The sequence below is a fragment of the Thiohalocapsa sp. ML1 genome (assembly GCF_001469165.1).
Taxonomy (GTDB): domain Bacteria; phylum Pseudomonadota; class Gammaproteobacteria; order Chromatiales; family Chromatiaceae; genus Thiohalocapsa.
The window spans coordinates 40889-64955 of record NZ_JABX01000007.1; the positions used below are offsets into that span (position 1 = coordinate 40889).

Consider the following 24067-nt stretch of genomic DNA (forward strand, 5'->3'; position numbering starts at 1 on the left):
AATCAATCAATGTCAGATTGCACGCCAATTTTTCTGTTCGGCATGGACCGTAGTGGGACGACGCTGCTGGCGATGATGGTTGGCGCACATCCTGAGATCGCTGTTCCCTTGGCAACGACGGGCATGTGGTATGAGTTTGCTGACCGACTGGGCAACTACCACAATTTGCGCACATCGGGAGATTTACAACGTATTGTCAACGATGTCGCCGAACACGAGCGGATACGCCTGTGGCGTACCGAGCTGGATCTCGCACGGATCGTCAGCGACGTCCACGAAGGGGGAATTGAATCTGTTGTTGCCGCGTTCCATAAAGAATATGCGCGTCAGAAGCAGAAGCGTTGTTGGGCGAATAGCGACATTGCTACCCTTGATCAGATGCACCGTGCCTACCATTGGTTTCCGAATGCCCGCTTTGTGCATATTATCCGTGACGGGCGCGATGTGGCGCTTTCCAATCAAACAACGCCTTATGGACGGGGCAACATTTATGAGTGTGCCGAAAAGTGGACCGCAAGCCTGAGAACGAATTTACGCATGGGTGCGATTTTGGGTTCCGACCATTATCATGTGGTTCGGTACGAAAAGTTGATTCTTGACGCCGAGCAAACGCTGACACAGTTATGCGGATTTATCGGCGTACCGTTCTCGCGCGAGATGCTGAACTATGGTGCGAGCGTTGATGAACGGGTGCCCCAAGAAAAGCAGTGGCTGTGGCCGGCGTTGAAATTGCCGCCGCAGGCCTCGAAAGTTGAGCGTTGGCGTCACGAAATGACAGTGACTCAACGAATCGTATTCGAGCGAATTGCGGGGCCACTTTTAAAAGAGCTGGATTATCCTGTTTACGAACATATACCACGCCGTCTGTCTGCCCTATTTCTGGAACTGCTCTATCTGCTCGATCGTGGCGGTCGCAGCCAGCGTTTCTTGAGAAAGATGGGTTACCACAGAGAATCGTTGTTAGAAAGAATGCGCCGCGCCAGGCCCGACTGAAATTCCATCAACATTTTCAAGGGGCCGCATGGCAATAAATCGTACCTGGAAGACATTCGGTCGCTTATAGCCGTTACGGGAAACGTTGGCTGTCCACCGATCGCGAGCGCGCGCGGCGTCAGATGTAGCCCACGAAGTTAAGTGATTCCAGGCCAGCTCCGCCAAGAATGGCATTCATCACTCTAACGTAGAGTATTGCTAACCCGCATGTTACAACCGCTGTATTCTTGGTGGCACACGCGCGCTCTACCGACCGCGGCGCAAGAGGCATATCGGCGTGATGCTTGCGGTCTCGCACACGCTCAAGACCCTGGATTGGATGCCTGCATTGATGCGGCAACCGACTGGCTATGTCAGGCTCAGGATCATTCGGCATCGCAAGACGGGGGCGTTGCCCGCGATTACAGCTTGCAAAGCGGGTGGGCAAGCTCCTATCCGGAAACGACAGGATATATCATCCCCACCATGTTGGCAGTGGCGCAGTTGCGGCGCCGCGATGATCTCAGCGAACGAGCCGCAAGAATGCTCGATTGGTGCGTGCGCATTCAGCTTCCGGGCGGAGGGTTTCAGGGCGGCCGGGTGGATGCACAGCCGGTGGTGCCGGTGACCTTCAACACTGGACAGATACTTTTGGGTCTTACCGCAGGGGTTGAGAGCTTTGGGCGCTATCACGGTGCGATGCACTCTGCCGCGCGTTTCTTGCGGGATTCACAAGACCCGGACGGATGTTGGCGGAAACATCCCACCCCGTTTGCCGCGGCTGGCGAAAAGGCTTACGAAACCCATGTGGCCTGGGGCTTGTTTGCGGCGGATCGCATAGCGCCGAATGAAGGTTATGGCGCGGCGGGCTGGCGACAGGTGCAGTGGGCACTCACCAAACAGCAACCGAATGGCTGGGTTCGCGATTGCTGTCTCAATCGTCCGGACATTCCGCTGACGCATACCCTCGGGTACTATCTGAAAGGCCTGGTCGAGGCGCATCGTTGGCGACCGGATGAGGACTTGCTCGCCGCTGCCTTGCTGACAGCTAAAGGGTTGGCCGGCGCGCAACGCGCTGATGGGGCGTTGCCTGGACGGTTGACGCCTCAGTGGCGTGCGGCTGTCTCTTGGTCTTGCTTGACTGGGAATGTCCAGATCGCCGATAGCTGGTTCTATCTGGGGACGACATTAAACGATGCCACGCTGCTCAGGGCCGCGCGCGACGCCAATGCCTTTGTGCGGAGAACGCTGCTATTGACGGGTGACGTCGGCGAGCGCGGGGGCATAAAAGGTGCGTTCCCCGTTCACGGGGACTATGGGCGTTATGAATACCTGAATTGGTCGGCGAAGTTCGCCATTGATGCTTGGTTGACTGAGCGTGATCTCGCGTGAAAGTGCATCTCAGGAGTGGCTGTTTTCGAAGATGTTGAATCTGAGCCATCGTAGCGCCCTGGGCCAGGCCGATTGGAGCGTGCAGCTCGGCGGTGTCGATCCATGCCCTTAATCATTACCCCGACCACGGTAGCGGTCGCCTAGGCAGTCAATTGGACCCGTTCTGGTTTTCATTGCGTCGCTTATCGTTCGATGTTTGCATTGCACTAATGGTCTCATGCATCTTAAGGAGCCACCTTGCCGACACCGAACTGTCGGACCGAAAAGTGTTTGAAGACCGTGAAGTTGAACAGCCTAGCGGTCGCCTGCGCAGTCGCACCAACCTGGCCTGACAGCATCAGGGGCCGAGGTTTTACTACGGATCCCGCGTGTGGCGCTGGTCGGGTTTCGGTCAGGGCCGCAAGGGCATCATCTAACGTATGCCGATCCTCGTTGTGCACTCTGTAGCGCGTTTGTCTCGAACTTCAACATAGGAATAAGCGTCAGATATCGTCATTCCGGATTTAAAGTGGGTCGCTTTTGAGGCTGGCCAGGCAAATAAGGCGGCTGTCGGCGCTTTCCCCCCCCTGGGTCGTAGGTTGGCGCTCTCGCAATATGTCGGTCGGCGTTGGTGCGTTTTTACGGGGCGCATGCTGGCGCTTGCGTTGGAATAGATAACTGATCGATGGATTTCGGATGCTGGGTACGACTATGATGGGCACACCTGCAGTTGTGATCGGCCTCTGTGCGCATGGCCTGGGAATCGTCAGGGATATCGCGAGGGCTGGTGTGCCAGTCATTGCCTTGGAAGTAGACCAAACCTTACCCGGTACGCGCTCACGATGGGGGCGAGTGTCATTTGTGGAGGATATCAATGGCGACATGCTGATCAGCGCGTTGCAAGATCTGGCGAGTCGCCTTCCGGGCGATTGCAGGCCAGTTCTTATACCTACAAACGACAGGATGGTCCAAGTCCTAGGTCAACACGCGGCGTACCTTTCAAATTCGTACAGATTGTCGTGGGGTGATTCCGCCGGGAGGTTGCTGCCCCTGCTGGATAAAAGCAAGATTGAAGAACGGTGCAACGGTGTCGGGTTGAACTACCCGAGAACGCGGCTGCTCGATGATTTGTCCGAGTTGCACGACACAGTTCGGTCGCTCTCGTTTCCGGTGATTGTAAAACCAGTTAGGCCGCTTTCTTCATTCAAGACGATCGTCGTCCGTTCTTTGCGAGCCCTCGAACGAGAGCGCGGCAGGATTGAAGAGTGCGTCCCGGTACTCATACAGGAGTTCATAGAGGGCGGCGACGACCGGATCCATTTTGGGGCGCTATACCTCGATGAGGGAAAGGTTCTGGCTCGCTTTGAGGGGCGTAAGCTTTACTCGCGACCAATGGGGCATACAACGATCGCAGTGCCTGCTCCTGACGATGAGGTTAACGCGCTGACGGTCTGCTTTTTTGATGGCCTGGATCTGTCGGGCCCCGTGTCGCTCGAAGTCAAGATGGGTTGCGATGGTCGGTATTGGGTGATCGAGCCGACAGTCGGGCGGACGGATTTTTGGACGGGGTTGTGCAGTGCGAATGGAGTTAACTTTCCGCTGATCGAGTATGCGGCGACCTTGGGTCTTCCGCTACCACTCTGTCAGCAGAAGGGAGCGCGCACCTGGTTAAACGGCGAGCGCCATTCAATGGCTCTCGCATGGCTTGTTTTGCACCGGCCGCGTGCGGTGCTTTCGGGCTTTGTCGGTGTGTATTTCGATTTTGGAGATATGACGCCTTTTCTCGCATCGACTTTCGGTGGCGCGAAATCAATGCTGGTTCGTGCGCGCCAGAGAATCCGGGAAGCTTTCCGTAATGGTCGGTGATGTTGTGGAACAGGGCAGCGGTGACTGGGCGTTTATGGTTCGGGCGATCGCTGGCGCGACGGATATGTGGGCCTGATCACCCTTCCCGCTGTCGCTGGTAACGCGCGTATAAGCAATGTTTCCAGCCCTCCCCCTGTTGAGGCGGCATGCCGAACCAAGCAGCGATCCCTCTCAGATGCCCGGTGGGATAACGAGCATGTGAATCCGGGCGGCTAGCGGCGACAGTGGCGTAAATTAATGCGGTCTACAGCCCGCAGTCTCGATGTCTCTTCGCTCCACCAGGATCGTTTGCGAGCTGGGCGATTGGGCTTCTTCACCACGGTGCTCGGCCGATGAATGCGCGATCGATGGGTCGCATGGGCGATTTGGGAATCGCAAATGCGGTTTTGTACTCGGTGTCCCGCGTACTGAGACTTGTCACGGGGCGCGACATGCTCCGGTATTATCTGTTCACCGCGCAGCCTGTTTCGGAGCGTCCGTTGATTAGGGTGTCAGGACGTCGGCAGGTTCGCGTTGACATCGTCGCGCCTGAAAACTATAGGCTGGCGTGGTTCCCGAGGCCGGCACACGTGATAGCGGATCGGTTCAGGCAAGGCGGCCTATGTTTCGCGGCGTTCAAAGGCGACGAGGCTGTCGGCTGCTTGTGGCTGGCGCGGGATGAATACCGGGAGGATGAGGTTGCGTGCCGTTTCGTGCCGCAGCCCGCACATTTGGCGGTGTGGGATTTCGATGTCTACGTCAAGCCGGAACACCGGGGTGGACGCGTGTTCGCGTATCTGTGGGACGAGGCATTCCAGTGGTTGAAGGATAACGGTTACCGGTGGACGATGAGTCGTATCGATGGATTCAACCCCGCGTCGATTCGCGCGCATAGACGGCTTGGTGCAAGGGTTATGGGCCGCGGTATATTCTTCGTCGCCGGCAAACTGCAGATCTCGTTCTTCACCGTCAGGCCGTTCGTGAATCTGTGTTGGGGGCGCAGGCATCCGCCGAAGGTGAGGGTCCGTGCGCCCTAAGTGGGTTTGCTATACTCGCGGCCAGCTTTTTTTTAGGGTCCAGTTACCATATGAACACTTTCGAGGGAGTTCGGCTGATTGTCGGCGACGTTTTGCAGCTAGGCACGCGCACGGCCGCGCTGACGGCGGACAGTGCGCTGTTGGGCAACATCCCCGAATTCGACTCCATGGCCGTGGTCAGCGTCATCACCGCACTTGAGGACAACTTCGGGATCATCGTCGAAGACGACGAGATCGACGCCGCGACCTTCGAGACGCTCGGATCCTTGGCTGCCTTCGTGGATGGCAAGCTGTAGGCGGGCGCGGTCTTGCGGGATATTGTTTTCGTCAGGGGCGCCGCCGGCCGGCTGCTGTGCGTCAACACCGTTGCATCTGGGACCGGCCACCGCTGTTCGACACTCATCATCCCCCCTTTCGCGGAGGAGATGAACAAGTCGCGACACGTGCTGGCTGAGATCGCGCGTTCCCTTGGCGCCCTAGGTCATACCGTCCTGTTGCCGGACCTGTTCGGTACGGGGGACAGTGAGGGAGACTTCGGCGACGCCACTCTGGAGATCTGGCGTTCCGATCTCGACGTTGCTCGCGGCCTGCTGCCTAACGACGGCCCTCTGCATGTCGTTGCGATGAGGGCGGGAGCGCTGCTCGCTGTCGATTTTGCTCGACGGCATCGCGTCGATGTCTTGAGTCTTGTCCACCCCGTGACCGACGGTGCGAGGCACCTCGATCAGTTTCTTCGGCTTGGCCTGGCCGGAAGCTTTCTCGGTAAAGGCCCCCGCGAATCAATTGCCGACCTGAAGCAGCGCTTGATCGACGAAGACCGTATTGAGATTGCTGGCTATCTGCTGTCGCGTCGGCTCGCTGAAGGGCTGGCGGCGCTGAGGCTTCAGGAGTTGTTTGTGGGGAACCTAGGGCGCGTCAATTGGTTGGAGCTTGCGGTGTCGGCGGAGCGTCCGCTGTTGCCGGCGAGCCAGATCGTGATCGACGACTGGTTGAGCAACGGCGTGGACGTTTCCACGGCCGTAATTGGCTGCGCGCAGCTTTGGGCAACACAGGAGATTGCAACGTGCCCGGCGTTGATCGACGCCATCGTCTCCGCTTGGCAGGACTAACCCCTTGGACTCCGAGAAAGCAGTCCTTTTCCGTTGCGGAGACGACGAGTTGTGCGGCATCGTTCACGCTCCGCGAGTCGTCGGGGTCGATGTGGGCGTTTTGCTTGTCGTGGGCGGGCCGCAGTATCGCATCGGCAGTCACCGCCAGTTCGTCATGCTGGCAAGATCCCTTGCGGATGCCGGGATCGCGGTGCTGCGTTTCGACTACCGCGGCATGGGCGATAGCCAGGGCACGCCAACGGATTTTGGGTCCATCCACGATGACATCGCGGCGGCCGCGGATGTCTTATTCGACGCCTGCCCGCACCTTCGCCGGATGGTCCTTTGGGGTCTGTGCGACGCCGCCACCGCAAATGCTTTCTACGGGGCGCGCAGCAATGATGAGCGTCTTGTCGGCCAGGTTGCGCTGAATCCCTGGGTGCGAACGGCGGAAGGACAAGCACAGGCGTACGTACGCCACTATTACCTGAAGCGCCTGTTGAGTCGCGGATTTTGGGCTGATCTGATCGGCGGCAGAACCGATGCTGCGTATGCGGTGAAGGACTTCGTGAAAAACTGGTTCGCATCGCGGCGCGCTGGCGGCGGCGGGACTGACGCCGGAAGCAAGGGGGCGCTGCCGGAAAGACTGCGTGCCGCCCAGACATCCTTCGTTGGGCAGACACTGATCATTTTGAGCGGCCAGGACTTGACGGCGAGGGAGTATGAAGCGCGGGTCGCGGAATCGACGCCGTGGAGCGACTGGCTGGGGTCCGACCGAGTGACGGTGAAGAGGCTGCCGGAGGCCGACCATACCTTCGCAAGCCGGCAGTGGCGCGACCAGGTAAGCTTGTGGACTAGCGAATGGATACTAGGCCTTGATCAGGCAGGGCGCTGAGGTATCACACGAGAACCTCGACCGGTGCCGGGTGCCCGAGAAAGAGGTGCGGGCTAGCTGTGAATCCATAGGCACCGGATTGCAGTACGGCGATCAGGTCGCCCACGTCCGCTTGGCCAAGCTCCATGCTATCGGCGAGGATATCAAGCGGTGTGCACAGCGGCCCCACCACGCTGACCAGCTCACGTGGGCCGCCATGGACGCGATGAGCGGTCACCACCGGGTAATCCTTGCGAATGACTTGGCCGAAATTGCCTGATGCGGCGAGATGGTGGTGCAGTCCGCCGTTGGTGACGAGATAGGTGGTTCCGCGAGAGATTTTCTTGTCTACGACCTCGCATACGTAGACGCCGGCCTCGGCCACGAGATACCTCCCGAGCTCCAGGACGAGCTCCACATTGCCGAGTCGCTCGCGACACGCGTCCCTATGCTCGGCTAGGTTGTTGCATATGGGGGCCAAGTCGAGGCGTTGCTCGCCCGGGAAATAGGGGATACCGAAGCCGCCGCCGATGTTGAGTGTATTGACCGGAGAGGGTGCGTGATCGGCGAGGCGATAAGCGAGCTCGAATGTCTTATCGTGCGCCTCAATCAGACTTCCGGCCTTGAGGTTCTGGGAGCCGCTGAAGATGTGAAATCCCTGAAAGTCGAGCCCTGTCTCGCCGATTCGCTGAAGAATCGCGGGCACCTGCTCGGCGTCGATGCCGAAGGGCTTTGGGCCACCGCTCATCTTCATTCCGGATGACTTTAATTCGAAATCCGGGTTCACGCGGACCGCGACCCGGGGTCCTAAGCCGAGCGTTTCGCCAGTCTGTACGACACGCTCCAACTCTCCGGATGACTCGATGTTGAGGCAGATGCCCGCCTTGACCGCGGCGCTGAGTTCTGCGCTGCTCTTACCCGGTCCGGCGAAGCTGATTGCAGAGGAGCACGTGCCCGTGTCGAGCGCGACGTGCATTTCCCCAACGGAGGCGACGTCCAGCCCGTCTACAAGCTGTGCAACGTGGCCGACAACGGCGGGCATCGGGTTGGCCTTGATGGCGTAGTGAAGCGAAATGCCGGCGGGCAAGGTCGCACGGAGGTCGGCAATCCGGGAAGAGATTGCCGATCGGTCATAGGCGTAAAAAGGGGTACGTCCCACCCGGCCGGCGAGCTGACCAATCGGGACACCGCCGATGACGAGCTCATCCTCCACCACCGGAAACTGCACAAGGGACGCGTGGGCGAGCTTTGCTTTCATTGTGCTGGTGTTTGATCTGCGAAGGCAGTTTGGTAGCGGGCCGACAAGGATTTTCGATCGAGCTTACCGTTTGGGTTTCTGGGCATGTCGTCGACGCGCTCGATGAGCCCGGGGACCATGAATGCCGGAAGATGGGCACGACAGTGTGCTCGTACGGCTTCCGCGTCGAGCTGCGGTGATTCGGCTTGAAAGAGCAGGACTATTCCGCTGCCCAACTGCGGATGCGGCACGCCGAAAGCTACGGCCTGCTCGATCGTCGGGAGTTGGTACGCAATCTCTTCAATCTCCCCGGGGCTAACGCGATAGCCGGACGTTTTTATTTGTTCATCGGTTCGGCCTATAAAGTAGAGGTAGCCGTCCCGGTCACGCCGCACCTGATCGCCGGACCATACCGCCAGCTCGGGATGCGGCAGCTCCGGCGACTGTCCGGGCGCTGGCTTGAAGCGTGCTGCGGTCTTGTCCGGATCGCCCCAGTATCCGAGCGCGACGAGTGCACCGCGGTGCACGAGCTCGCCCGGTTCGTCCGCGTCGCACTCCGTGCCGTCGGGGCGAACAACCATGATTTCGGCGTTCGGAATGGCTTTGCCGATGGAGTCGGGGCGATTATCGACCTCGGCCGGGGGAAGATAGGTGGATCTGAACGCCTCGGTGAGTCCGTACATCAAGTAAACAGCGGTGTCCGGCAGTAGCGCGCGTAGACGCCGAGTGGTTTCCAGGGGCATTGCGCCGCCGGAATTCGTGATGTAGCGAAGGCTCCTTACTGCCTGCTCCGGCCACTCCAACGCAGCGAGCTGATTCCACAACGGCGGGACCGCCGCGAGGCCGGTGACGCCGTAGCGTGCGAGCGCCCGGGTGACGTCGGCCGGCAGGAGATAGTCCATAAGCACGACGGATGCCCCGACGGAGAATGCAGTCGTCAATTGACTGAGCCCATAGTCGAAACTGAACGGCAGCACGGCTAGCATCCGGTCAGATGGTGCGTTGCGCAGATAGGTAGCGACGCTTTCTGCGCCGGCGAGCATGTTGCGATGAGACAGCACAACGCCTTTGGGGCGTCCGGTGCTTCCCGATGTGTAGAGGATGGCGGCGACGTCAACATCGATGCGGTGATCCGCGGTTGCCGTCAGCGCGTCATCGATGAGCTCGCGCCAAGGGGTGCACCGATAAGCTGCGTTGTTCATTATCTCGGCGTCGCAGTCACCAACGATGATCACATGGCGCAGGTGTTGACACTTGTCGAGCACGGGGCGCAACAGCTTCGCGCGATCGGGACTGGTGACGAGGGCGTGGGTGCTGCAATCTTGCAGAATGTGGCCGACTTGCTCTGGCTTGAGCAGCGGATTGATAGGCACGAATACACCACCGGCGGCTGATGCACCGAAGATTGCACAGACGGTTTCAAACTGCTTCGGCAGATAAATGGCGACGCGCGCACCCTTGGCGACTGCGAGTCCGCGAAGCCCCCCTGCAACCTGAGTGACGAGGCTGGCCAACTGGCTGTAGGAGAGCGTTTGGCCTTTGAAGAGCAGCGCGGGTGCGTCCGGCGTGGCAAGCGCCGAGCGATGGATAAGTTGATGGAGGAGATAGGGCATGAACTGCGCGGCTCGCGAATGGGGCTAGGGCCTTAGGGGTGGCGATCGGACGGAGTGAGATCGTCGGATGAGGATGGGAATAAGTATGGGCTTGGTACTAGCGGGGATGGCGTGCGTTGAGCAGCAGACGGACGGAAAAGCGCAGCGCCGATCTATCCCAGGGTGTGAATCGCGGCAGACGATAGGTATCCGTATCTGGGCTGGAAACGCCGGACTCGGTCGTCAGGGCTGCAGCATAACCAGCGCTCCGGACCATGCCTGCGTGGGACTCCGTGAAGTCTTTGTCCGGAGACCCGTTTGGGTAAGCAAAGAAACGAAGAGAATGCCCGATCAACCCCTCCAGATCCGCTTTATTCTGGGCGATCTCGCGCATGGCCGCGGATTTTTCGGTCAGCGTCAAGATAGGGTGGGTGACGGTGTGGCCACCTATCTCAACGCCGGCGGACGCCAGTTTGCGGACTTGGTTTCGGGAGAGCATCGGCGATGGAACCTTGGGTGCGCAGCGCGCCGCAAGCTCATGGGCCAATTGCTCGCGGCGGTCGAAGGGCAAATACTTCCAGCTTCGGAGCAGTGAATCGACTAGAGACGCCCGGGCCTGCGTATCTGGGAGAGGATGGCGTCCATAGCCCAAGTCCGTGAGATCGATGACGTCGCCTTGAGCGCGCCGGATGGATTCGATGACGAGATCGTTCCACATGATCCCCCCGTCCAGGTATGCGCTCGCGATGAAAACGGTAAAGGGGACGTTCCGGTGGCGACAGATTGGGGCGGCCACGGTCAGGTTGTCTTCGTAACCATCGTCGAAGGTGAGGCACACGGCGCCGTCAGGAAGCGTCCCGGTCTGGAGCCGTTCAAGAGCCTCCGCCAGTGGCAGCGGCGTAAAGCGTGTGGCAATCCAATCGATGATCTGGGCGAAGCGCTTCGCGTCGGGCTCGCTCGCCAGGAGCGAGTCCGGTTTCGCCAACACGCGGTGGAAGATCAAGACCGACAGGCGAGGCGCCCCGAAGCCTACGGCGCAGCGTGCCCCGGCCGCTATCAGCAACCGGCGCAGGGCCAAAGGCCCATGCCGAACGAGGGAAGGCGCGTTGGTGCCGGTTGGTGTGCCGACGTGCATCAGTACCTCGGTGCAGGGGCGCCGCAACGGCAGCGTAGGGCTCGGAGTGTCGTGTGCGCGAGAAGCGCAGACATAGGCAGCGACGCTCCTGACACGGAATCACGTTCTCGGCGCAGGTGTCGTGCTGCGTCGAAGCTACAAAGACGACGGGGCCGGCGCTGCGTACACGCGAGCCTGAGCCAGAGTCCTGTCGGCCAAGGTTGGTGGGCGTTGCGCTGGCTCCAACTGATCGCGCCGTCGCTTGCCGAGAGCCGCGCTCCCCGAACGGCGGCACGATATGGCGCCGGTTTCCAGATTGCAATCCCTCACACGACGGGGTGCGGTACCGAACGACGCCTAGATTGCTTGACGACGCCGAATGCGTGCAGATGAGTCGAGTTTCATGGCGACAAAGCGGTTGAGGGCAAAAGGGCCGGGGCCGAGGGAGCCCTCCTCGGCCCTTGGCCGTCGGCCCTTTGGCTTACGTGCGGCAACGAGCCGACCGCGCACGGCGACGCCCCGTGCCCTCGCCGGTCTGAGGCTCTGCCTTGCTATAGCCTGTGACGCGGCGTGACCCTGAGTTGTAAGCTGCCTGGACCGGCTCAATCGAACAAAGACAACTGCCGCGGGTCCGCCGCAGGCGGCCGAAAAGCGTCCGCGGCCAACGCCCAGCCACTGTATTGGCGCGCAAGCCCATGCCGGCGCAGCGCCAGCCGAAAGCGCTGTTGCAGCAACTCGGCGACGGGTCCGGTGCCGGTCATGCGCGTGCCGAAGGCGCTGGCGTTCAGCGTGCCACCGCGGCACTGGCGAATCAGCGACAGCACCTTGTCGGCGCGTTCGGGGTAGTGCGCCCGCAGCCACTCCTCGAACAGTTGCTTCAGCTCCAGCGGCAGCCGCAGCAGGAGGGCACCGGCGCGCTCGGCACCGGCGCTCGCCGCGGCGGCGACGATGCGCTCCAGGTCGTTGTCCGTGAGCCCCGGGATCAGCGGTGCGACGAGCACGCCCGTGGGGATGCCGGCGGCGGCGAGCTCGGCGACGGCGCGCAGCCGCCGGCGCGGTGCCGCCGCCCGCGGCTCCAGACGCCGCGCGAGGTCATCATCAAGGGTCGTCACCGACACCTGCACGGCGACTAGGCGCTCCGCGGCGAGCGCCCGCAGCAGCGGCAGGTCCCGCAGCACCAGCGCGGACTTGGTGGTGATGGCCACCGGGTGGCGGGTCTCCAGCAGCACCGCGAGCAGCGCGTGCGTCGCGCCTAGCCTGCGCTCGATGGGCTGGTAGGGGTCCGTGTTGGCGCCGAGGACCAGCGTCGCCGGGCGATAGCCCGGTCGCGCGAGCGCCTGTCGCAACTGCTGTGCCGCGTCCGGCTTGTGGAACAGGCGCCGCTCGAAGTCGAGCCCCGGCGACAGCCCGAGCCAGGCATGGGTCGGCCGGGCGTAGCAGTAGATGCAGCCGTGCTCGCAGCCGCGGTACGGGTTGACGCTGCGGTCGAACGGGAGGTCCGGGGAGCTGTTGTAGCTGATAACGGTGCGGCTCGTGTCGATGCCGATCTCCGTGCGCGGGGCGCCGTCGGCGGGCTCCTGCCACCAGCCGTCGTCCACGGCCTCGCGGGCGTGCGCTGCAAAGCGGCTGTCGGGGTTGCTCTGGCTGCCGCGACCGCGCGTTGGTGCCGGAACGGGTCTGTCTGACATCGGGATGCGTGGCTCGGGGGGATTTGGCTATAGTCGCGGGGGTCGGCGTGACCGGCTTCCAGTAAACCCAGAGGTGGAGGTGCAGACGATGGCGGCCAAGCGAATCCTGATGCTGGTGGGCGACTATGTCGAGGACTACGAGGTCATGGTGCCGTTCCAGATCCTGACCATGGTGGGGCACAGCGTGCACGCGGTCTGCCCGGACAAGGCGGCGGGCGAGCAGGTACGCACCGCAGTACACGATTTCGATGGCGCTCAGACCTACAGCGAGAAGCCGGGCCACAACTTCACGCTCAACGCGAGCTTCGCGGATGTCGATGTGCATGCCTACGATGCGCTCGTCATCCCCGGCGGGCGCGCACCCGAGTACCTGCGCCTGAACCCGCGCGTCATCGAGCTGGTGCGGCATTTCTCAGCAGCGGCCAAGCCCATCGCGTCCATCTGCCACGGCCAGCAGATCCTGGTGGCGGCGGGGGTGCTGGAGGGCGCGACCTGCACCGCCTATCCGGCACTCAAGCCCGACATCGAGATGGCGGGCGGCAGTTGGCATGAGGTCGCGACCACCTTCGACAACGCCCACACCCACGGCACGTTGGTGACGGCGCCGGCATGGCCGGCCCACCCCGAGTGGATGCGGCAGTTCCTGGCCGTGCTCGGCAGCCGCATCGAGCCCTGAGCGCGGACAGCGCGAGCGGCCCCCGCGCATGGAGCACCGCGTCTTCGTCTACGGCACGCTGTTGCGTGGCGAGGTCAACCATTACCTGCTGCAGGATGCGCGCCTGCTCGGCGCGCATCGCACCGAGCCCAGGTTTACGCTGCTGCTCCTCGGCGCCTATCCGGGTCTCGTGGACGGCGGCGACACGGCGGTATCCGGCGAGGTCTATGGCGTGGATGCAGCGGGTCTGCGGCGGCTGGACCGGCTGGAGGACTACCCGAGGCTCTATGATCGGCGCATCATCCCGACCGTGCACGGCAGCGCCTGGGTCTATCTCTACCGCGGTCCGCGCCACGACCGAGCGCGGCTCGCCCATGGCGACTGGCGGCGCTATGCCGGCGCCGGGCATCCGCGCGCGGCGGCGGTGCGCACCCGCCGTGATCCCAAAAACCCCACCCACCGCCGCCGTGTTCGTGGCGGCGACGCTTGAGCGTCCGGCAGCGCCGGCCGACGACGACGAGGACCCTTGCCATGTCGGAAGAACAAGGCCGCTTCACGATTCACCTGGAACAGCAGGAGGGCTACCAGATCAACGTGCGCTTCGATTGGAAGCGCGCCGCCGATCTGCTCATGGACGAGCCGCCGCCGCTCGGCGAGACCGGCGGGCCGAACGCCTCGCGGCTCTTGGCCGCGGCCGCCGCGAACTGTCTGTCCGCGAGCCTGCTCTATTGCCTCTATAAGGAAGAGCCGCCGGACAGCACCCTGCGTGCCGAGGCCACCTGCATCCTGATCCGCAACGCGCAGAAGCGCCTTCGCATCGGCGGGCTCGAGGTCAAGCTCATCGTCAACGACGAGGTCGTCGGCAACCGGCGCTTCGAGCGCTGCAAGACGCTGTTCGAGGACTTCTGCGTCGTCTCCGCCAGCATCCGCGACGGCATCCCCATCGCCGTCTCCGTCGTCGACGAGGCCGGGCAGCTACTGCATGCATCGGACTGAGCCGCCGCGGCCCCGGGCGGCCTGATGGGTGCGAGCGCAAGCGCCGTGCTCGTCGTCGGCGACGCGCCGCTGCTGACGCAGGCCGCCGCGGCGCTCGTTGCACAGGGCGTGGCGGTGCGCCGCGTGCGCGACGCGGCCGGCGCCCGCCTGCCGCGGCGCACGGCGCTTTTGTTGCTCGCGCGCGGCACGGGGCTTGGGCGCGAGCTGGACTGGGCGCGCCACGCCAGCCGGGGCCGCAGCCGGCCCCTGCGTACGGTGGTGCTCGGTGGCGCCCCAGAGGCCACGGCGGCGGAGGACGCGGCGGAGCAGGGCGCAGGGCTGCGGCTCGAATGGCTCAATCCGGAGGCCACGGCGGCGCGCGCCCTGCTTGCGCGTTGGCCGCTGCACCGCGCCTTCGACCCGCCCTACGGGCAGGACCCGCACCTGGTCGTCGCCGGGTTCGGACCCTTCGCGCGGGCATTGCTGCTGCACGCGCTGCGCATCGGCCAGTATGCCGATCATGCGCCGGTGGTCACGCTCGCCGCGGATGACCCGGGCGCGTGGCGCGACTGGCTCGAGGCCGAGCATCCGCAGGCGGGCGTCTGCGGCCGGCTGCGCTTCGCGTCGCTGCCGGCACCGGACCTTGCCGACGCAGCGCCGGTGACCACCATCGTCGTCTGCGATCTGCCGCCCGCGCCCGCGCTCGCCTGCGCGCGCGGGCTGCGGGATGCGGCGGCGGAGCAGGGCGCCTCGCCGCTGGTGCTGCTGGCCGCGGATGCGGACTGGCCGCAGGCCGCGCGCGGGGACTGGGACGGCCAGCTCGTGCCGGTGCGCCCGTTGGCGCTCGCGTTCTCGCGGGAAGGGCTGCTGTTCGGGCGTGATGACGTGCTGGCCGAGGTGATCCACGAGCACTACCGGGATACCTCGGCGGCCCAGGGGCGCGATCCGGCGGCGGCGCCGTCGGGGCGGCCCTGGCCGGAGCTGCCGGCGTCCTATCGCAACGCCAACCGCCACCAGGCCGATCACCTATGGGCGAAGCTCGCCGTTACCGACTGTCGCGCCGTGCCGGAGGAGCAGGTGGAGTCCTTCGCCTTCGCGCCGACGGAGGTGGAGCGGCTCGCCATCATCGAGCATCGGCGCTGGGCCGTGGAGCGCTGGCTGGACGGCTGGACGTTCGCGCCAGTGCGCGACAACGCCCGCAAGCTGCACCCGCAGCTAATCCCCTACGCCGAGCTCTCGGACGCGATGCAGGACTTAGATCGCTTCGCCGTGCGGCTGGTGCCCTCACTACTGGCCCGCTCCGGGCTCGGGGTCGTGCGCCGGCTCCTGGTGGCCGTGCGCGGCGACGGCGAGGCGGCGGCACCCGGGGTGCCGCGTCGGGCGCTCGCGGAGCTGCTGCGGCGGCTCCTGGAGCGCTACCCCGATCGCGGTCTGACCCTAGTGCTCGACCCGTCCGATGCGCTCGCCCGCCGGCTGGCCGAGGAGGCGCTGCGCGAGACAGACGCGGGGCTCTTCCTGTTGCTGCCGGCCGCGCTGCCGCGGCTGCTCGCGGGCGCGCAGCCCGAGGCACGCACCGCGATCCTGCGGCTGTTGGAGGCGGCAGAACGGCGCATCCCGCTCGCCGGCGACGCCGCGGCGGCGGACTGGATCGCGCGGCGGGCAGAGATCCTGTGCGTGCTCGGCGACGGCGCCCCCATGGCGGGAACCCCGCCGGCCAAGCGGGTCCAACTGGATCGGCAGGGGCGGGCGCGCTGGCGCTTCGACTACTGAAACCCGGATGCAGCCATGGACAGAGCTCCGTAGGCACCGCGGGCAATACCGCAGCGCGGGGGGAGGAAACTGCGGGGGCTGGATCGATCTGTTATGCTCCCCGCCCATCCGAAATCGACCAGCGAGACTGTCATGGCCGTCGTACAACTGACCGAAGCCGACTTCGAATCCACCGTGTCCAGCAACCCCTTTGTGGTAGTGGATTTCTGGGCACCCTGGTGTGGCCCCTGCCGCAGCTTCGCGCCCGTATTCGAGAAGGTGTCCGAAGATCACGACAATATCGTCTTCGCCAAGGTCAATACCGAGGACGAGCAGCAGATCGCGTCGCATTTCCAGATCCGTTCCATTCCGACGCTCATGATCTTCCGCGATCAGGTCATCATCTTTTCGCAGCCCGGGGCACTGCCGGAATCCTCGTTCCGCGAGCTCCTGGCCAAGGCCGGCGATCTGGACATGGACGAGGTTCGCGCCCAGATCGCCAGCGATCAGCCGGACGGCGCTGCCTGAGCCCATGCAGGCCCCGAGCCCGATCCTCGCGCAGCTCGACCTCACCGGCGAGCGACCCACCGTGGGCGGGCTGATGGCGCTGTGCGAGGAGAACTACCAGAGCGTCATGCGCCTCGCCCCACGGCTTGCGAGCATGACGGGCACGGTCTCCTCCCGCCGCCCGGGCGATGCGCGCCTGCAACTGACCATTCTCGACCAGGCGCCGTACACCACAACCTTCAGGCTGACGCACGTCTTCGACGGCGTCGGCGCGCGCGCCGAATGGCTGCCCGAGCCGGATGCGACGCTGAAGGCCTACCACGACGCCGCGCAGGTCGAGGTCCTGGACCTGCGGCAAACGGCGCTGCCGATCTTCTCCACCTACAGCTCACCCGCCCTGCGGGCCAAGTGGAAGGCCAACCTGTTCATGGCCAAGTGGCTCGGCTGGTGCCTGCACGACGGCCATCGCATCCTTGAGCCGCAGCGCAGCGGCAGCATCACGCACTGCCTGCCGTCCCCCTCGCTCGTCTAGCCGCGCCACCGGGTCCGGCGCGGCCTTCCGCGCCCGCGACTGCATCGACGCCCTCGGTCCCAGCCTGACCCCAGCCGCAGCCGCGGCCACTCCGGGGAACCATCCGGCCCTCTGCGTGCCGAAAGCCACGGTATCCAGGTTTTGTCCAGCCCAGAGTCTCGGCGCATCGGAAAATCCTACGCCGAGGGGTTGACAACCGCTACCGCAAAACCCAGCTCTGCGCTAGGATATTACGCAAGCGTCGGCGGCGTCCATGTTGTGCACGGACCCCGCCTTCGAGTCGGTTCAAGGCCCAAAGCCCAACGCCCAACGCATTCAAGGCATCGCACCATGAGACTCTCGACGAAAGGTAGGTATGCGGTCACCGCCATGTTGGACCTGGCCCTGCATTCGGGCAAAGGGCCGGTGACCTTGTCCGATATCTCCGTCAACCAGGGGATTTCGCTGTCGTATCTGGAACAGTTGTTCGCGTCGCTGCGCAACAAGCAGCTCGTCCGCGGCATTCGCGGACCCGGTGGTGGCTACTACCTCGGCAAGGCCGCCGACGAGATCTCCATCGCCGACATCATTTGCGCCGTGGACGAGTGGGTGGAGTTTACGCGCTGTGGCGGGCGCGAGAACTGTCGCGACGGTCAGCGCTGTCTGACCCATTCGCTCTGGGACCAACTGAGCGATGAGATCTTCACCTTCCTGAGCGACATCAGCCTCGCCGACCTTGTCGAGCGCGGCCAGCGCGAGCGGCGGGTTGACACCAAGGGCCTGGTTGCGAACAAGCAGCGCGCCGCCTGACGAGGCGGACTCCCCGCTGGCTCACGCTCCGGCCAGTCAGCGCGGGACCGCCACCACGCAAACGCGAGCGCAACCGCATTGCGACGGCATTCCAGCATCACTTGGCTGGTGCAGTCGATGGTGTTGCGTCTGCGCTGCGCATCGCTCTACCTGACCATGATGGTGGCGAGCGCTCTCCTTGCCGGGTGCGTGGGGACCATTGCGACGAGCCATGAAGCCGGGCCGGAAACGCGTCCGGTGTTCCTGCTCGATCACGGACGTCATTCAACGCTGCTGCTGTCCCGCGCCGACGGCTCACTGGTCCGCTATCTCTACGGTGACTGGCGCTGGTATGCCGAAGGGGACACCGGCATCCTGCGCGCCGTGCCGACCCTGTTCGCCCCCACGCCGTCCGCACTCGGACGGCAAATCCTGAGCGGTCCCTCGACGGATGCCGCGATCCGCGATCAAGTGCGAATGCGGATTCTGGCGCTGTATCGGTTGCCGGCTGCGCGGCAGCGCATCGACCGGCTCGACAGCCGCCTGGAAGGGTATTTCGAGCGCTTGCGGGATCAAGCCTATTACAACGCCGGTTATGCCGTGGAGTTCGTGCCGGGGCAGGACCCGTACACCCTGTCGAATAACTCGAACCACGTCGTAGCCGGTTGGCTGGGTGAGTTGGGCATCGATGTTCGCGGGAATCCGGTCTTCGGCAACTGGCGAGTAGTGCGCGAGCGCAACTGGCGGCACGCAGCGCGCGCACGCGTCCGCGCGCAGCGGACATGGATGTCCGGATGCACCGCACTCCGGACCGCGCCGGCAAGGCGCATTGAGTGAAAACAAAAGAGCAACCGGTACACTCGTCGCAGCGGAACCCGCGTTGGGCGATCGCTATCGCTATCGCTATCGACGGTGCGTCTATCGCTTCGGTTCCAGTCCGAACAGCAGTCACTCGAACAAGTGCGGGGTCGGACGCGACCTTGGGTCGATCATAGATGCCTTGCCAGTCCAGCAGCAGGATGGCGAGGCTGTTGCGATGCGCGACGACCTGAGGCTCCGTTGAGCCCTTCGTGGACGGGCGGGGCGCTCGGCGTAGGCCACGAGGCGCCGCCCGGCTGCGACGCGAAGCGCAGCCACGGAGCCGACTTCCGCGCTGAACCGCTCCACCAGGCTGGCCCAATGAGCCCTGTCCACCCGATCAGGCTTGCGTAGCGCATATCGCCCGTTTGCCGGAAGAGCCTGAGACCGTAGTGGCCCATCCGATACGGCGACAACGTGACAAGCTCGCGCTCCAGCGCGCGCGCCGTGCGGGCTGCACAGCGGTGCGGCGCCCAGAGCGGCGTGGTGCAGCGGCCAGCCCCCGGTGAGGGCGGTCTCGCAACACAGGCCGCGCCGCGTCCTGGTAGAATTTCGCCTTCCTCCGCCGCCGAAGACACACAAGACGTGCTATGACTCTCCGCAAAAACGACATTGAGTTCATCAAGGACAACCTCGGTACCTGGTTAGAGGAGCTCTCCCTGATCGCACCGGCCCGGGACCGGCGGGACCAGATGGAGCGCATCGATGCGATCGATGACGCCCTGGAGCAGCTTCGCCGGTTGCTGAAAGCCCAGAACGAGCAGATCGAAAAGCGCTTCGCGTCCGTGCAGCAGGCGGTCGAGCGCCAGCAGGAGGGCGTCGAGACCCGCTTGACCAACATCCGGGACGAAATCGAGGTGCGCCTAAGCCGGCTCGACCGCCGGATCGATTCTCTCGACAAGCGTTCCGAAGCCCAAGAGCAGCGGTTCCAGCAACTGCCCGAGCAGCTTGAGCAGGAGCTCAAGATCATGAATCGCCGCGTCGGCCGCTCGGTGTGGTGGAACCTTCTGATTTCGTTGTTCATCGGCGTACTGGTCGTAGCCGCACTGGTGTTCCTGCTGAGCGAAGCCTTCATCTGACACGGGCAAGCACGGGCAAGCACACTGGCAAGCACCGCAGCAGTCGCGGCCTCAGTCGGTTGTCGCTTGCCACGTTTCGTGCCTTCTCGCCGCCTGTCCGAGCACGACGGTTATACGTCTTGTTGTTGCTCGGAGACCCGGCCGGGGGTTACCGGCTGGATGGCAAGCGGCAAAGTAAGATCATGGGAAAGCTCGCTCCGCCGGGCGGCTGAGCGCCGGCGTCGAGTCGTGGGAACGGCCTCCTCGGGCCGTGACCGTCATGCGGCGGCAGGTTGCGGCGGGGCTACTGCGCCCACGCTCCCCGGTTATCGCACTTCACTTGATGGGCGCGTGATGGGCGCGAGCCCGAACGGCAGTCGCTCGAACAGCTCGGGGTCGGTGATGACGTTCGGCCTGTCATGCGCGCCGCGCCAGTCGAGCAGCAGCACGGCGACGCTGTTGCGGTGCTCGACCATCTGCAAGTCGGTTGCGCCTTTCGTCGAAGGAATGAGCCCGTGCACCGGCGACACCGATGCAGCGACGCGCCGGCGGATGCGTGCCAGCAGCGGCTCGTCGTCGAGCCCGGCGAGCAGGAAGGCGATGCCCACCTCCGCCAGCATGTCCGGCGTCGCGCGCCGCTCGATCTCGTCGGCATGCGCGCGGAAGCTGTCGAACAGCCAGCCGTAGGCGTCCGCGGCCACCGGCCGGCGGTAATAGCCGGAGGCGGCGATGATGATGTGCGTCTGCCCGTAGAGCTTGTTGCGGAAGGCATGGTCGGACAGCGGTGCCGGCGGCGGCTCGGGATAGCGTGCGCGGAAGGCGGCCACGAAGGCATCCACGTGGTCCGCCTCGCCGAGCCGGCGCAGCGCGAACACGGTGTTGGCCAGCGGCGCCGCCCAGCTCTCGACCATCTGCGTATCGGTAACGGCGTCCTGCCAGTCGAAGCCGCGCAGCAGTGCGCGCAGGTGCGCATCGTCCGCGTGCCTGAGCCCGTAGGCGTCGATGCGGGCCAGCGCCGGCAGCAGGCGGCTCGCGAGCACCAGGTATTCCGGCCGCTCTCGCACCGCTGCGAGCCGCTCCCGGCGGCGCTCGCCCGGGCGCGCGGCATAGTCCGCGAGGCGCTGCTCCGCCAGGGCGCGCAGGTCCGCCGGCGTGCGCGCCTCCGCGCCGATCCCGTCGAGCACGCTCGCCCAGTGCGCCATGTCCACCCAGATCAGGCTCGCGTAGCGCGCATCCCCCGTCTGCCGGTAGAGCCGCAGCCCGTAGTGGGCCATCCGATACGGCGACAGCGTGAAGAGCTCGCGCTCCAGCGTCCCGCGGATGCGCGCCGCCGTGTCGGCGAAGTCGGCTTCCGCTGCCGCGCTTGGCCGTGCCGCCGCGACCAGGCCGACACAGGCGACGAGCGCGAGCGCGACGGCGCGGCCGGGCAGGGTGGGATGACAGTGCATTGCGGTGGATGGCAGCATTTGGATTGGCGCATCTGGATTGGCGCATCTGGATTGGCGCATCGGCTGCGAATCGGTTATAGACAGGGACCGTTCGTGGCCGGGAGCCACGGGTGGCCCGGCAGGTGCGGAGCATCGCGCAAGTGCACGCGCCGCGATAGGGGTCGGGTCATTGCGCCTGCGCGAAGACGGCCGCGGCCTGGCGTCGCGGCACCCGGCAGCCGTGGAGACGCATCGCGTACACATGCGCCACTGCCACGCGAGCCCGACTCGCAGCAGCATCACCATCCCGGAGCAAGGCTTATGCGCTTTTTGACCCTTTTGTTGCTGCTTGTTGCTCTGTCCGCCGCCGCGGACCCGCTGCCGTCTTGGCGCGATGGCCCGACCAAGGCCGCCCTCACCGGCTTCGTCGCCGCCGTCACCGATGCGGGCTCGCCGGACTTCGTGCCCGCGCCGGAGCGCATCGCTGTGTTCGACAACGACGGCACGCTCTGGGTGGAGCAGCCGATGTACACCCAGCTCGCCTTCGTGCTGAACCGCATCGCCGAGCTTGCCGACGCGCACCCGGAGTGGCGCGAGCAGCAGCCGTTCAAGGCGGCGCTCGAAGGCGACACGGCGACGCTCGGTGACGCGGGCATGGCAGGGCTCATGCAGCTCCTGATGGCGACCCACGCCGGCATGAGTAGCGATGCCTTCGCGCGCATCGCCTCGGACTGGATCACCGCGGCGCGCCATCCGCGCTTCGAGCGCCCCTACACCGAGCTCGTCTACCAGCCCATGCTGGAGCTGCTGGACTTTCTGCGTGCCAACGGCTTCAAGACCTTCATCGTCTCCGGCGGCGGCGTCGACTTCATGCGGCCCTGGACGGAGACTGTCTACGGCATCCCGCCGGAGCAGGTGGTGGGCTCGCAGATCGCGCTGGAATACGCGGTGCGCGACGGCGTGCCGACCCTAGTGCGCGAGCCCGAGGTCGCCTTCATCGACGACAAGGCCGGCAAGCCGGTCGGCATCTGGCGGCACATCGGGCGGCGCCCGCTGCTCGCCTTCGGCAACTCCGACGGCGACTACCAGATGCTGGAGTGGACCACCGCCGGCGACGGCCTGCGCTTGGGCGTGCTGCTGCACCACGACGACGCCGAGCGCGAGTACGCCTACGACCGCGACAGCCACATGGGCCGGCTGGACCGCGGCCTGGACGACGCGGCCGGCAAGGGCTGGTTACTGGTGTCCATGCAGCAGGACTGGCAGCAGGTCTTTTCGGAGCCCGCGCCGTCGGCGGTCGCGCCCGTCGCGGACAACTGACCCGACAAGGCCGGTCGCGCGGTCGGGTCGTCGAGCGGGCGGGAGGTCAGCACCAGATAGAGCCCCTCAGGCAGCAGGTCCGGCGGTTGCACGACCTGCACGGGCCAGTCTGCGTCACCGGGCGGGCGGGACTCGTGCAGCCTGTCGACGCAGACGATGAGCGGGCCGAGCGAATTCGCGCCAAGCCTGGAGCCAGGCCACGTAGCCTCCAACGTCATCGACCAGCGCCGCGATTTCGTCGTCTTCCGGTGCGTCGGCCCCGACGGCGGCGCGGAGCCGTTCGACCAGCTCGCGCAAGCGCGCGCGCCATGGCTTGCTCGCAGGACTCGACGATCAGCCCTCCCCTTGATGCGGCGCACGCTCGGGCGTTGCGGCATACTGCCGGATGGGTGGACGGCGCACCACCCCTGCCGCCCCCGGAGCCCCGCATGCATACCGACGCCCTGCTGTATCGCCTGTTTCAGGAGCGCCCGGCGACCCTCTTCGAGGCGGCCGGGCTCGCGGTCGATGCCGCCGGCTACCGGCTGACCGCCATCGAGGTCAAGGAGACCGCGTTTCGCCTCGATGGGGTGCTGCTGCCGCCGCAGGAGGCGCCCCCGCACCAGCCCGTGCTGTTCCTGGAGAACCAATTCCAGGCCCTCGACAGCTTCTATCCCCGTTGGCTCGCGGCGATCTTTCTTTTCCTCTACCGCGAGGCGGTCGAGCGGCCCTGGGTCGCCGTGGCCGTTTTTCCGACACGTGCCTTGGCCCCGCCCCTGGCGCCCGCCTTCACCGCCCTGGAGCCAGCAGGCCTGCTGCGACGGGTGTATCTCGAAGACCTATTGCAGCGCGGCGCGATGCGCGGGGCCAGCCCGGGCCTGCGTCTGCTGCGGCTGGTAGTGCTCGACACCGCCGACCTGCCCGCGGCGGCGCGGGAGCTGGCGACAGACGCCCGCGCCGAGCCGGACCCCTTGCCCCTGCTGGACCTGATCGAGACGATCTTGGTCTATAAATTACCTACCCTGTCCCGTGACGAGATCAAGGCCATGCTGCATTTGCCCGACACTGATCTAAAGCAGACCCGCTTCTACCAAGAAGTCTTCGCGGAGGGCCGCGAGGAGGGCCGCGAGGAGGGCCGCGAGGAGGGCCGCGACGAAGGCCGTGACGAAGGCCGCGACGAGGCGCGGCGCCAAACCGCCCTCAACCTGCTGCGCCAGACCAGCCTCGACGACGCGGCCATCGCCGCGGCCACGGACCTCGACGCCGATGCGGTGAGGGCGCTGCGACAAGTCATCGCGGCCGATTGATGCGCGGAAGGCCGGGGCGGCACAGCGGACACCAATGCTGCCGTGGTGCTTGTGTGCATCGTCCGGCACATCTCCGACCGGCGCGAGGTTCCCCTATTTCCCGTCCCCGGGATG

24 protein-coding genes are annotated in these 24067 nt (G+C 64.8%); 18 read left to right on the forward strand and 6 right to left on the reverse strand.

All coding sequences use genetic code 11. From position 1 onward, the window contains the following. Positions 1 to 9 precede the first annotated feature (9 nt). The 7 genes from ML01_RS26915 (at position 10) to ML01_RS06105 (ending at position 7208) form a co-directional block, all read left to right on the forward strand. Positions 10 to 993 (forward strand): sulfotransferase, encoded by a 984-nt coding sequence (locus ML01_RS26915; RefSeq protein ID WP_082674000.1) that lies wholly within the window; start codon positions 10 to 12, stop codon positions 991 to 993. 315 nt (positions 994 to 1308) lie between these two features. Next, entirely contained in the window at positions 1309 to 2364 is a 1056-nt protein-coding gene (locus ML01_RS28425; protein ID WP_156427578.1) for a hypothetical protein, read from the forward strand. Positions 2365 to 3384: 1020 nt separating this feature from the next. Beyond that, positions 3385 to 4209: a hypothetical protein gene (locus ML01_RS26920; protein ID WP_156427579.1), complete on the forward strand. Its 825-nt coding sequence runs from the start codon at positions 3385 to 3387 to the stop codon at positions 4207 to 4209. 332 nt (positions 4210 to 4541) lie between these two features. Further along, positions 4542 to 5225, forward strand: coding sequence for a GNAT family N-acetyltransferase (locus ML01_RS06090; protein ID WP_082674001.1), 684 nt, complete (start codon positions 4542 to 4544; stop codon positions 5223 to 5225). Between the two features lie 50 nt (positions 5226 to 5275). Continuing rightward, complete coding sequence (locus tag ML01_RS06095) at positions 5276 to 5521, forward strand: acyl carrier protein (RefSeq protein WP_058554514.1); 246 nt, start codon at positions 5276 to 5278, stop codon at positions 5519 to 5521. A gap of 12 nt (positions 5522 to 5533) precedes the next feature. Continuing rightward, positions 5534 to 6334, forward strand: a complete 801-nt coding sequence (locus ML01_RS06100) for a hydrolase 2, exosortase A system-associated (RefSeq protein WP_058554515.1) — start codon at positions 5534 to 5536, stop codon at positions 6332 to 6334. 4 nt (positions 6335 to 6338) lie between these two features. Continuing rightward, positions 6339 to 7208 carry a hydrolase 1, exosortase A system-associated gene (locus ML01_RS06105; RefSeq protein ID WP_082674002.1) on the forward strand — a complete coding sequence of 290 codons (870 nt, stop codon included), beginning with the start codon at positions 6339 to 6341 and terminating at the stop codon, positions 7206 to 7208. A 4-nt stretch (positions 7209 to 7212) separates the two neighbouring features. Here ML01_RS06105 and ML01_RS06110 read toward each other — a convergent pair whose 3' ends face one another. The 4 genes from ML01_RS06110 to ML01_RS06125 all read right to left on the reverse strand — a co-directional run bounded on the left by ML01_RS06110 (position 7213) and on the right by ML01_RS06125 (position 12818). Continuing rightward, entirely contained in the window at positions 7213 to 8445 is a 1233-nt protein-coding gene (locus ML01_RS06110) for a pyridoxal-dependent decarboxylase, exosortase A system-associated (protein WP_058554517.1), read from the reverse strand. Continuing rightward, positions 8442 to 10037, reverse strand: a complete 1596-nt coding sequence (locus tag ML01_RS06115; RefSeq protein ID WP_058554518.1) for an acyl-CoA ligase (AMP-forming), exosortase A system-associated — start codon at positions 10035 to 10037, stop codon at positions 8442 to 8444. Before ML01_RS06115 ends, ML01_RS06110 begins: the two co-directional genes overlap by 4 nt. 97 nt (positions 10038 to 10134) lie before the next feature. After that, complete coding sequence (locus ML01_RS06120; RefSeq protein ID WP_082674003.1) at positions 10135 to 11151, reverse strand: polysaccharide deacetylase family protein; 1017 nt, start codon at positions 11149 to 11151, stop codon at positions 10135 to 10137. Positions 11152 to 11732: 581 nt separating this feature from the next. Further along, positions 11733 to 12818 (reverse strand): PA0069 family radical SAM protein, encoded by a 1086-nt coding sequence (locus tag ML01_RS06125; protein ID WP_058554519.1) that lies wholly within the window; start codon positions 12816 to 12818, stop codon positions 11733 to 11735. Positions 12819 to 12906: 88 nt separating this feature from the next. On the opposite strand from ML01_RS06125, the gene ML01_RS06130 reads away from it, so the two are divergent. From ML01_RS06130 to ML01_RS06165, 8 genes are all read left to right on the forward strand, one after another. Beyond that, entirely contained in the window at positions 12907 to 13494 is a 588-nt protein-coding gene (locus ML01_RS06130; RefSeq protein ID WP_058554520.1) for a DJ-1/PfpI family protein, read from the forward strand. A 28-nt stretch (positions 13495 to 13522) separates the two neighbouring features. Next, entirely contained in the window at positions 13523 to 13963 is a 441-nt protein-coding gene (locus ML01_RS06135) for a gamma-glutamylcyclotransferase (RefSeq protein ID WP_058554521.1), read from the forward strand. A 41-nt stretch (positions 13964 to 14004) separates the two neighbouring features. Next, the gene (locus tag ML01_RS06140) at positions 14005 to 14469 is read left to right on the forward strand and encodes an OsmC family protein (protein WP_058554522.1); all 465 of its coding nucleotides are present in this window, start codon (positions 14005 to 14007) and stop codon (positions 14467 to 14469) included. A gap of 24 nt (positions 14470 to 14493) precedes the next feature. Further along, entirely contained in the window at positions 14494 to 16218 is a 1725-nt protein-coding gene (locus ML01_RS06145) for a RyR domain-containing protein (RefSeq protein WP_058554523.1), read from the forward strand. A gap of 132 nt (positions 16219 to 16350) precedes the next feature. Then, entirely contained in the window at positions 16351 to 16725 is a 375-nt protein-coding gene (trxA, locus tag ML01_RS06150; RefSeq protein WP_058554608.1) for a thioredoxin, read from the forward strand. 4 nt (positions 16726 to 16729) lie between these two features. Continuing rightward, positions 16730 to 17236, forward strand: coding sequence for a DUF1249 domain-containing protein (locus tag ML01_RS06155; RefSeq protein ID WP_058554524.1), 507 nt, complete (start codon positions 16730 to 16732; stop codon positions 17234 to 17236). A 330-nt stretch (positions 17237 to 17566) separates the two neighbouring features. Further along, on the forward strand, positions 17567 to 18025 hold the full coding sequence (locus tag ML01_RS06160) for an Rrf2 family transcriptional regulator (RefSeq protein ID WP_058554525.1): 459 nt from the start codon (positions 17567 to 17569) through the stop codon (positions 18023 to 18025). A gap of 78 nt (positions 18026 to 18103) precedes the next feature. Further along, the gene (locus ML01_RS06165; RefSeq protein WP_162267973.1) at positions 18104 to 18841 is read left to right on the forward strand and encodes a hypothetical protein; all 738 of its coding nucleotides are present in this window, start codon (positions 18104 to 18106) and stop codon (positions 18839 to 18841) included. A gap of 152 nt (positions 18842 to 18993) precedes the next feature. Here the strand turns inward: ML01_RS06165 and ML01_RS31270 are convergent, their stop codons facing one another. Then, positions 18994 to 19440 (reverse strand): DUF3541 domain-containing protein, encoded by a 447-nt coding sequence (locus tag ML01_RS31270; RefSeq protein WP_156427580.1) that lies wholly within the window; start codon positions 19438 to 19440, stop codon positions 18994 to 18996. 114 nt (positions 19441 to 19554) lie between these two features. Here ML01_RS31270 and ML01_RS06170 point away from each other — a divergent pair, with 114 nt between their 5' ends. Continuing rightward, entirely contained in the window at positions 19555 to 19941 is a 387-nt protein-coding gene (locus tag ML01_RS06170; RefSeq protein WP_162267975.1) for a hypothetical protein, read from the forward strand. A 305-nt stretch (positions 19942 to 20246) separates the two neighbouring features. Here ML01_RS06170 and ML01_RS06175 read toward each other — a convergent pair whose 3' ends face one another. Continuing rightward, the gene (locus tag ML01_RS06175; RefSeq protein WP_216819117.1) at positions 20247 to 21368 is read right to left on the reverse strand and encodes a DUF3541 domain-containing protein; all 1122 of its coding nucleotides are present in this window, start codon (positions 21366 to 21368) and stop codon (positions 20247 to 20249) included. A gap of 300 nt (positions 21369 to 21668) precedes the next feature. On the opposite strand from ML01_RS06175, the gene ML01_RS06180 reads away from it, so the two are divergent. Both ML01_RS06180 and ML01_RS06185 read left to right on the forward strand, forming a co-directional pair. Beyond that, positions 21669 to 22667 carry an HAD family phosphatase gene (locus tag ML01_RS06180; RefSeq protein WP_058554529.1) on the forward strand — a complete coding sequence of 333 codons (999 nt, stop codon included), beginning with the start codon at positions 21669 to 21671 and terminating at the stop codon, positions 22665 to 22667. A gap of 428 nt (positions 22668 to 23095) precedes the next feature. Continuing rightward, the gene (locus ML01_RS06185; RefSeq protein WP_058554530.1) at positions 23096 to 23953 is read left to right on the forward strand and encodes a DUF2887 domain-containing protein; all 858 of its coding nucleotides are present in this window, start codon (positions 23096 to 23098) and stop codon (positions 23951 to 23953) included. Positions 23954 to 24067 lie beyond the last annotated feature (114 nt).

What these genes read in the sequence shown, in the direction of transcription:
- ML01_RS06090 (WP_082674001.1), top strand. Translation starts at nt 4,542, where the DNA reads ATGAATGCGCGATCGATGGGTCGCATGGGCGATTTGGGAATCGCAAAT.
- ML01_RS26915 (WP_082674000.1), top strand. Translation starts at nt 10, where the DNA reads ATGTCAGATTGCACGCCAATTTTTCTGTTCGGCATGGACCGTAGTGGG.
- ML01_RS06180 (WP_058554529.1), top strand. Translation starts at nt 21,669, where the DNA reads ATGCGCTTTTTGACCCTTTTGTTGCTGCTTGTTGCTCTGTCCGCCGCC.
- ML01_RS06170 (WP_162267975.1), top strand. Translation starts at nt 19,555, where the DNA reads ATGGAGCGCATCGATGCGATCGATGACGCCCTGGAGCAGCTTCGCCGG.
- ML01_RS06120 (WP_082674003.1), bottom strand. Translation starts at nt 11,151, where the DNA reads ATGCACGTCGGCACACCAACCGGCACCAACGCGCCTTCCCTCGTTCGG.
- ML01_RS06125 (WP_058554519.1), bottom strand. Translation starts at nt 12,818, where the DNA reads ATGTCAGACAGACCCGTTCCGGCACCAACGCGCGGTCGCGGCAGCCAG.
- ML01_RS06185 (WP_058554530.1), top strand. Translation starts at nt 23,096, where the DNA reads ATGCATACCGACGCCCTGCTGTATCGCCTGTTTCAGGAGCGCCCGGCG.
- ML01_RS06160 (WP_058554525.1), top strand. Translation starts at nt 17,567, where the DNA reads ATGAGACTCTCGACGAAAGGTAGGTATGCGGTCACCGCCATGTTGGAC.
- ML01_RS06110 (WP_058554517.1), bottom strand. Translation starts at nt 8,445, where the DNA reads ATGAAAGCAAAGCTCGCCCACGCGTCCCTTGTGCAGTTTCCGGTGGTG.
- ML01_RS06155 (WP_058554524.1), top strand. Translation starts at nt 16,730, where the DNA reads ATGCAGGCCCCGAGCCCGATCCTCGCGCAGCTCGACCTCACCGGCGAG.
- ML01_RS06095 (WP_058554514.1), top strand. Translation starts at nt 5,276, where the DNA reads ATGAACACTTTCGAGGGAGTTCGGCTGATTGTCGGCGACGTTTTGCAG.
- ML01_RS06130 (WP_058554520.1), top strand. Translation starts at nt 12,907, where the DNA reads ATGGCGGCCAAGCGAATCCTGATGCTGGTGGGCGACTATGTCGAGGAC.
- ML01_RS06175 (WP_216819117.1), bottom strand. Translation starts at nt 21,368, where the DNA reads ATGCACTGTCATCCCACCCTGCCCGGCCGCGCCGTCGCGCTCGCGCTC.
- ML01_RS06140 (WP_058554522.1), top strand. Translation starts at nt 14,005, where the DNA reads ATGTCGGAAGAACAAGGCCGCTTCACGATTCACCTGGAACAGCAGGAG.
- ML01_RS06115 (WP_058554518.1), bottom strand. Translation starts at nt 10,037, where the DNA reads ATGCCCTATCTCCTCCATCAACTTATCCATCGCTCGGCGCTTGCCACG.
- ML01_RS06135 (WP_058554521.1), top strand. Translation starts at nt 13,523, where the DNA reads ATGGAGCACCGCGTCTTCGTCTACGGCACGCTGTTGCGTGGCGAGGTC.
- trxA (WP_058554608.1), top strand. Translation starts at nt 16,351, where the DNA reads ATGGCCGTCGTACAACTGACCGAAGCCGACTTCGAATCCACCGTGTCC.
- ML01_RS06145 (WP_058554523.1), top strand. Translation starts at nt 14,494, where the DNA reads ATGGGTGCGAGCGCAAGCGCCGTGCTCGTCGTCGGCGACGCGCCGCTG.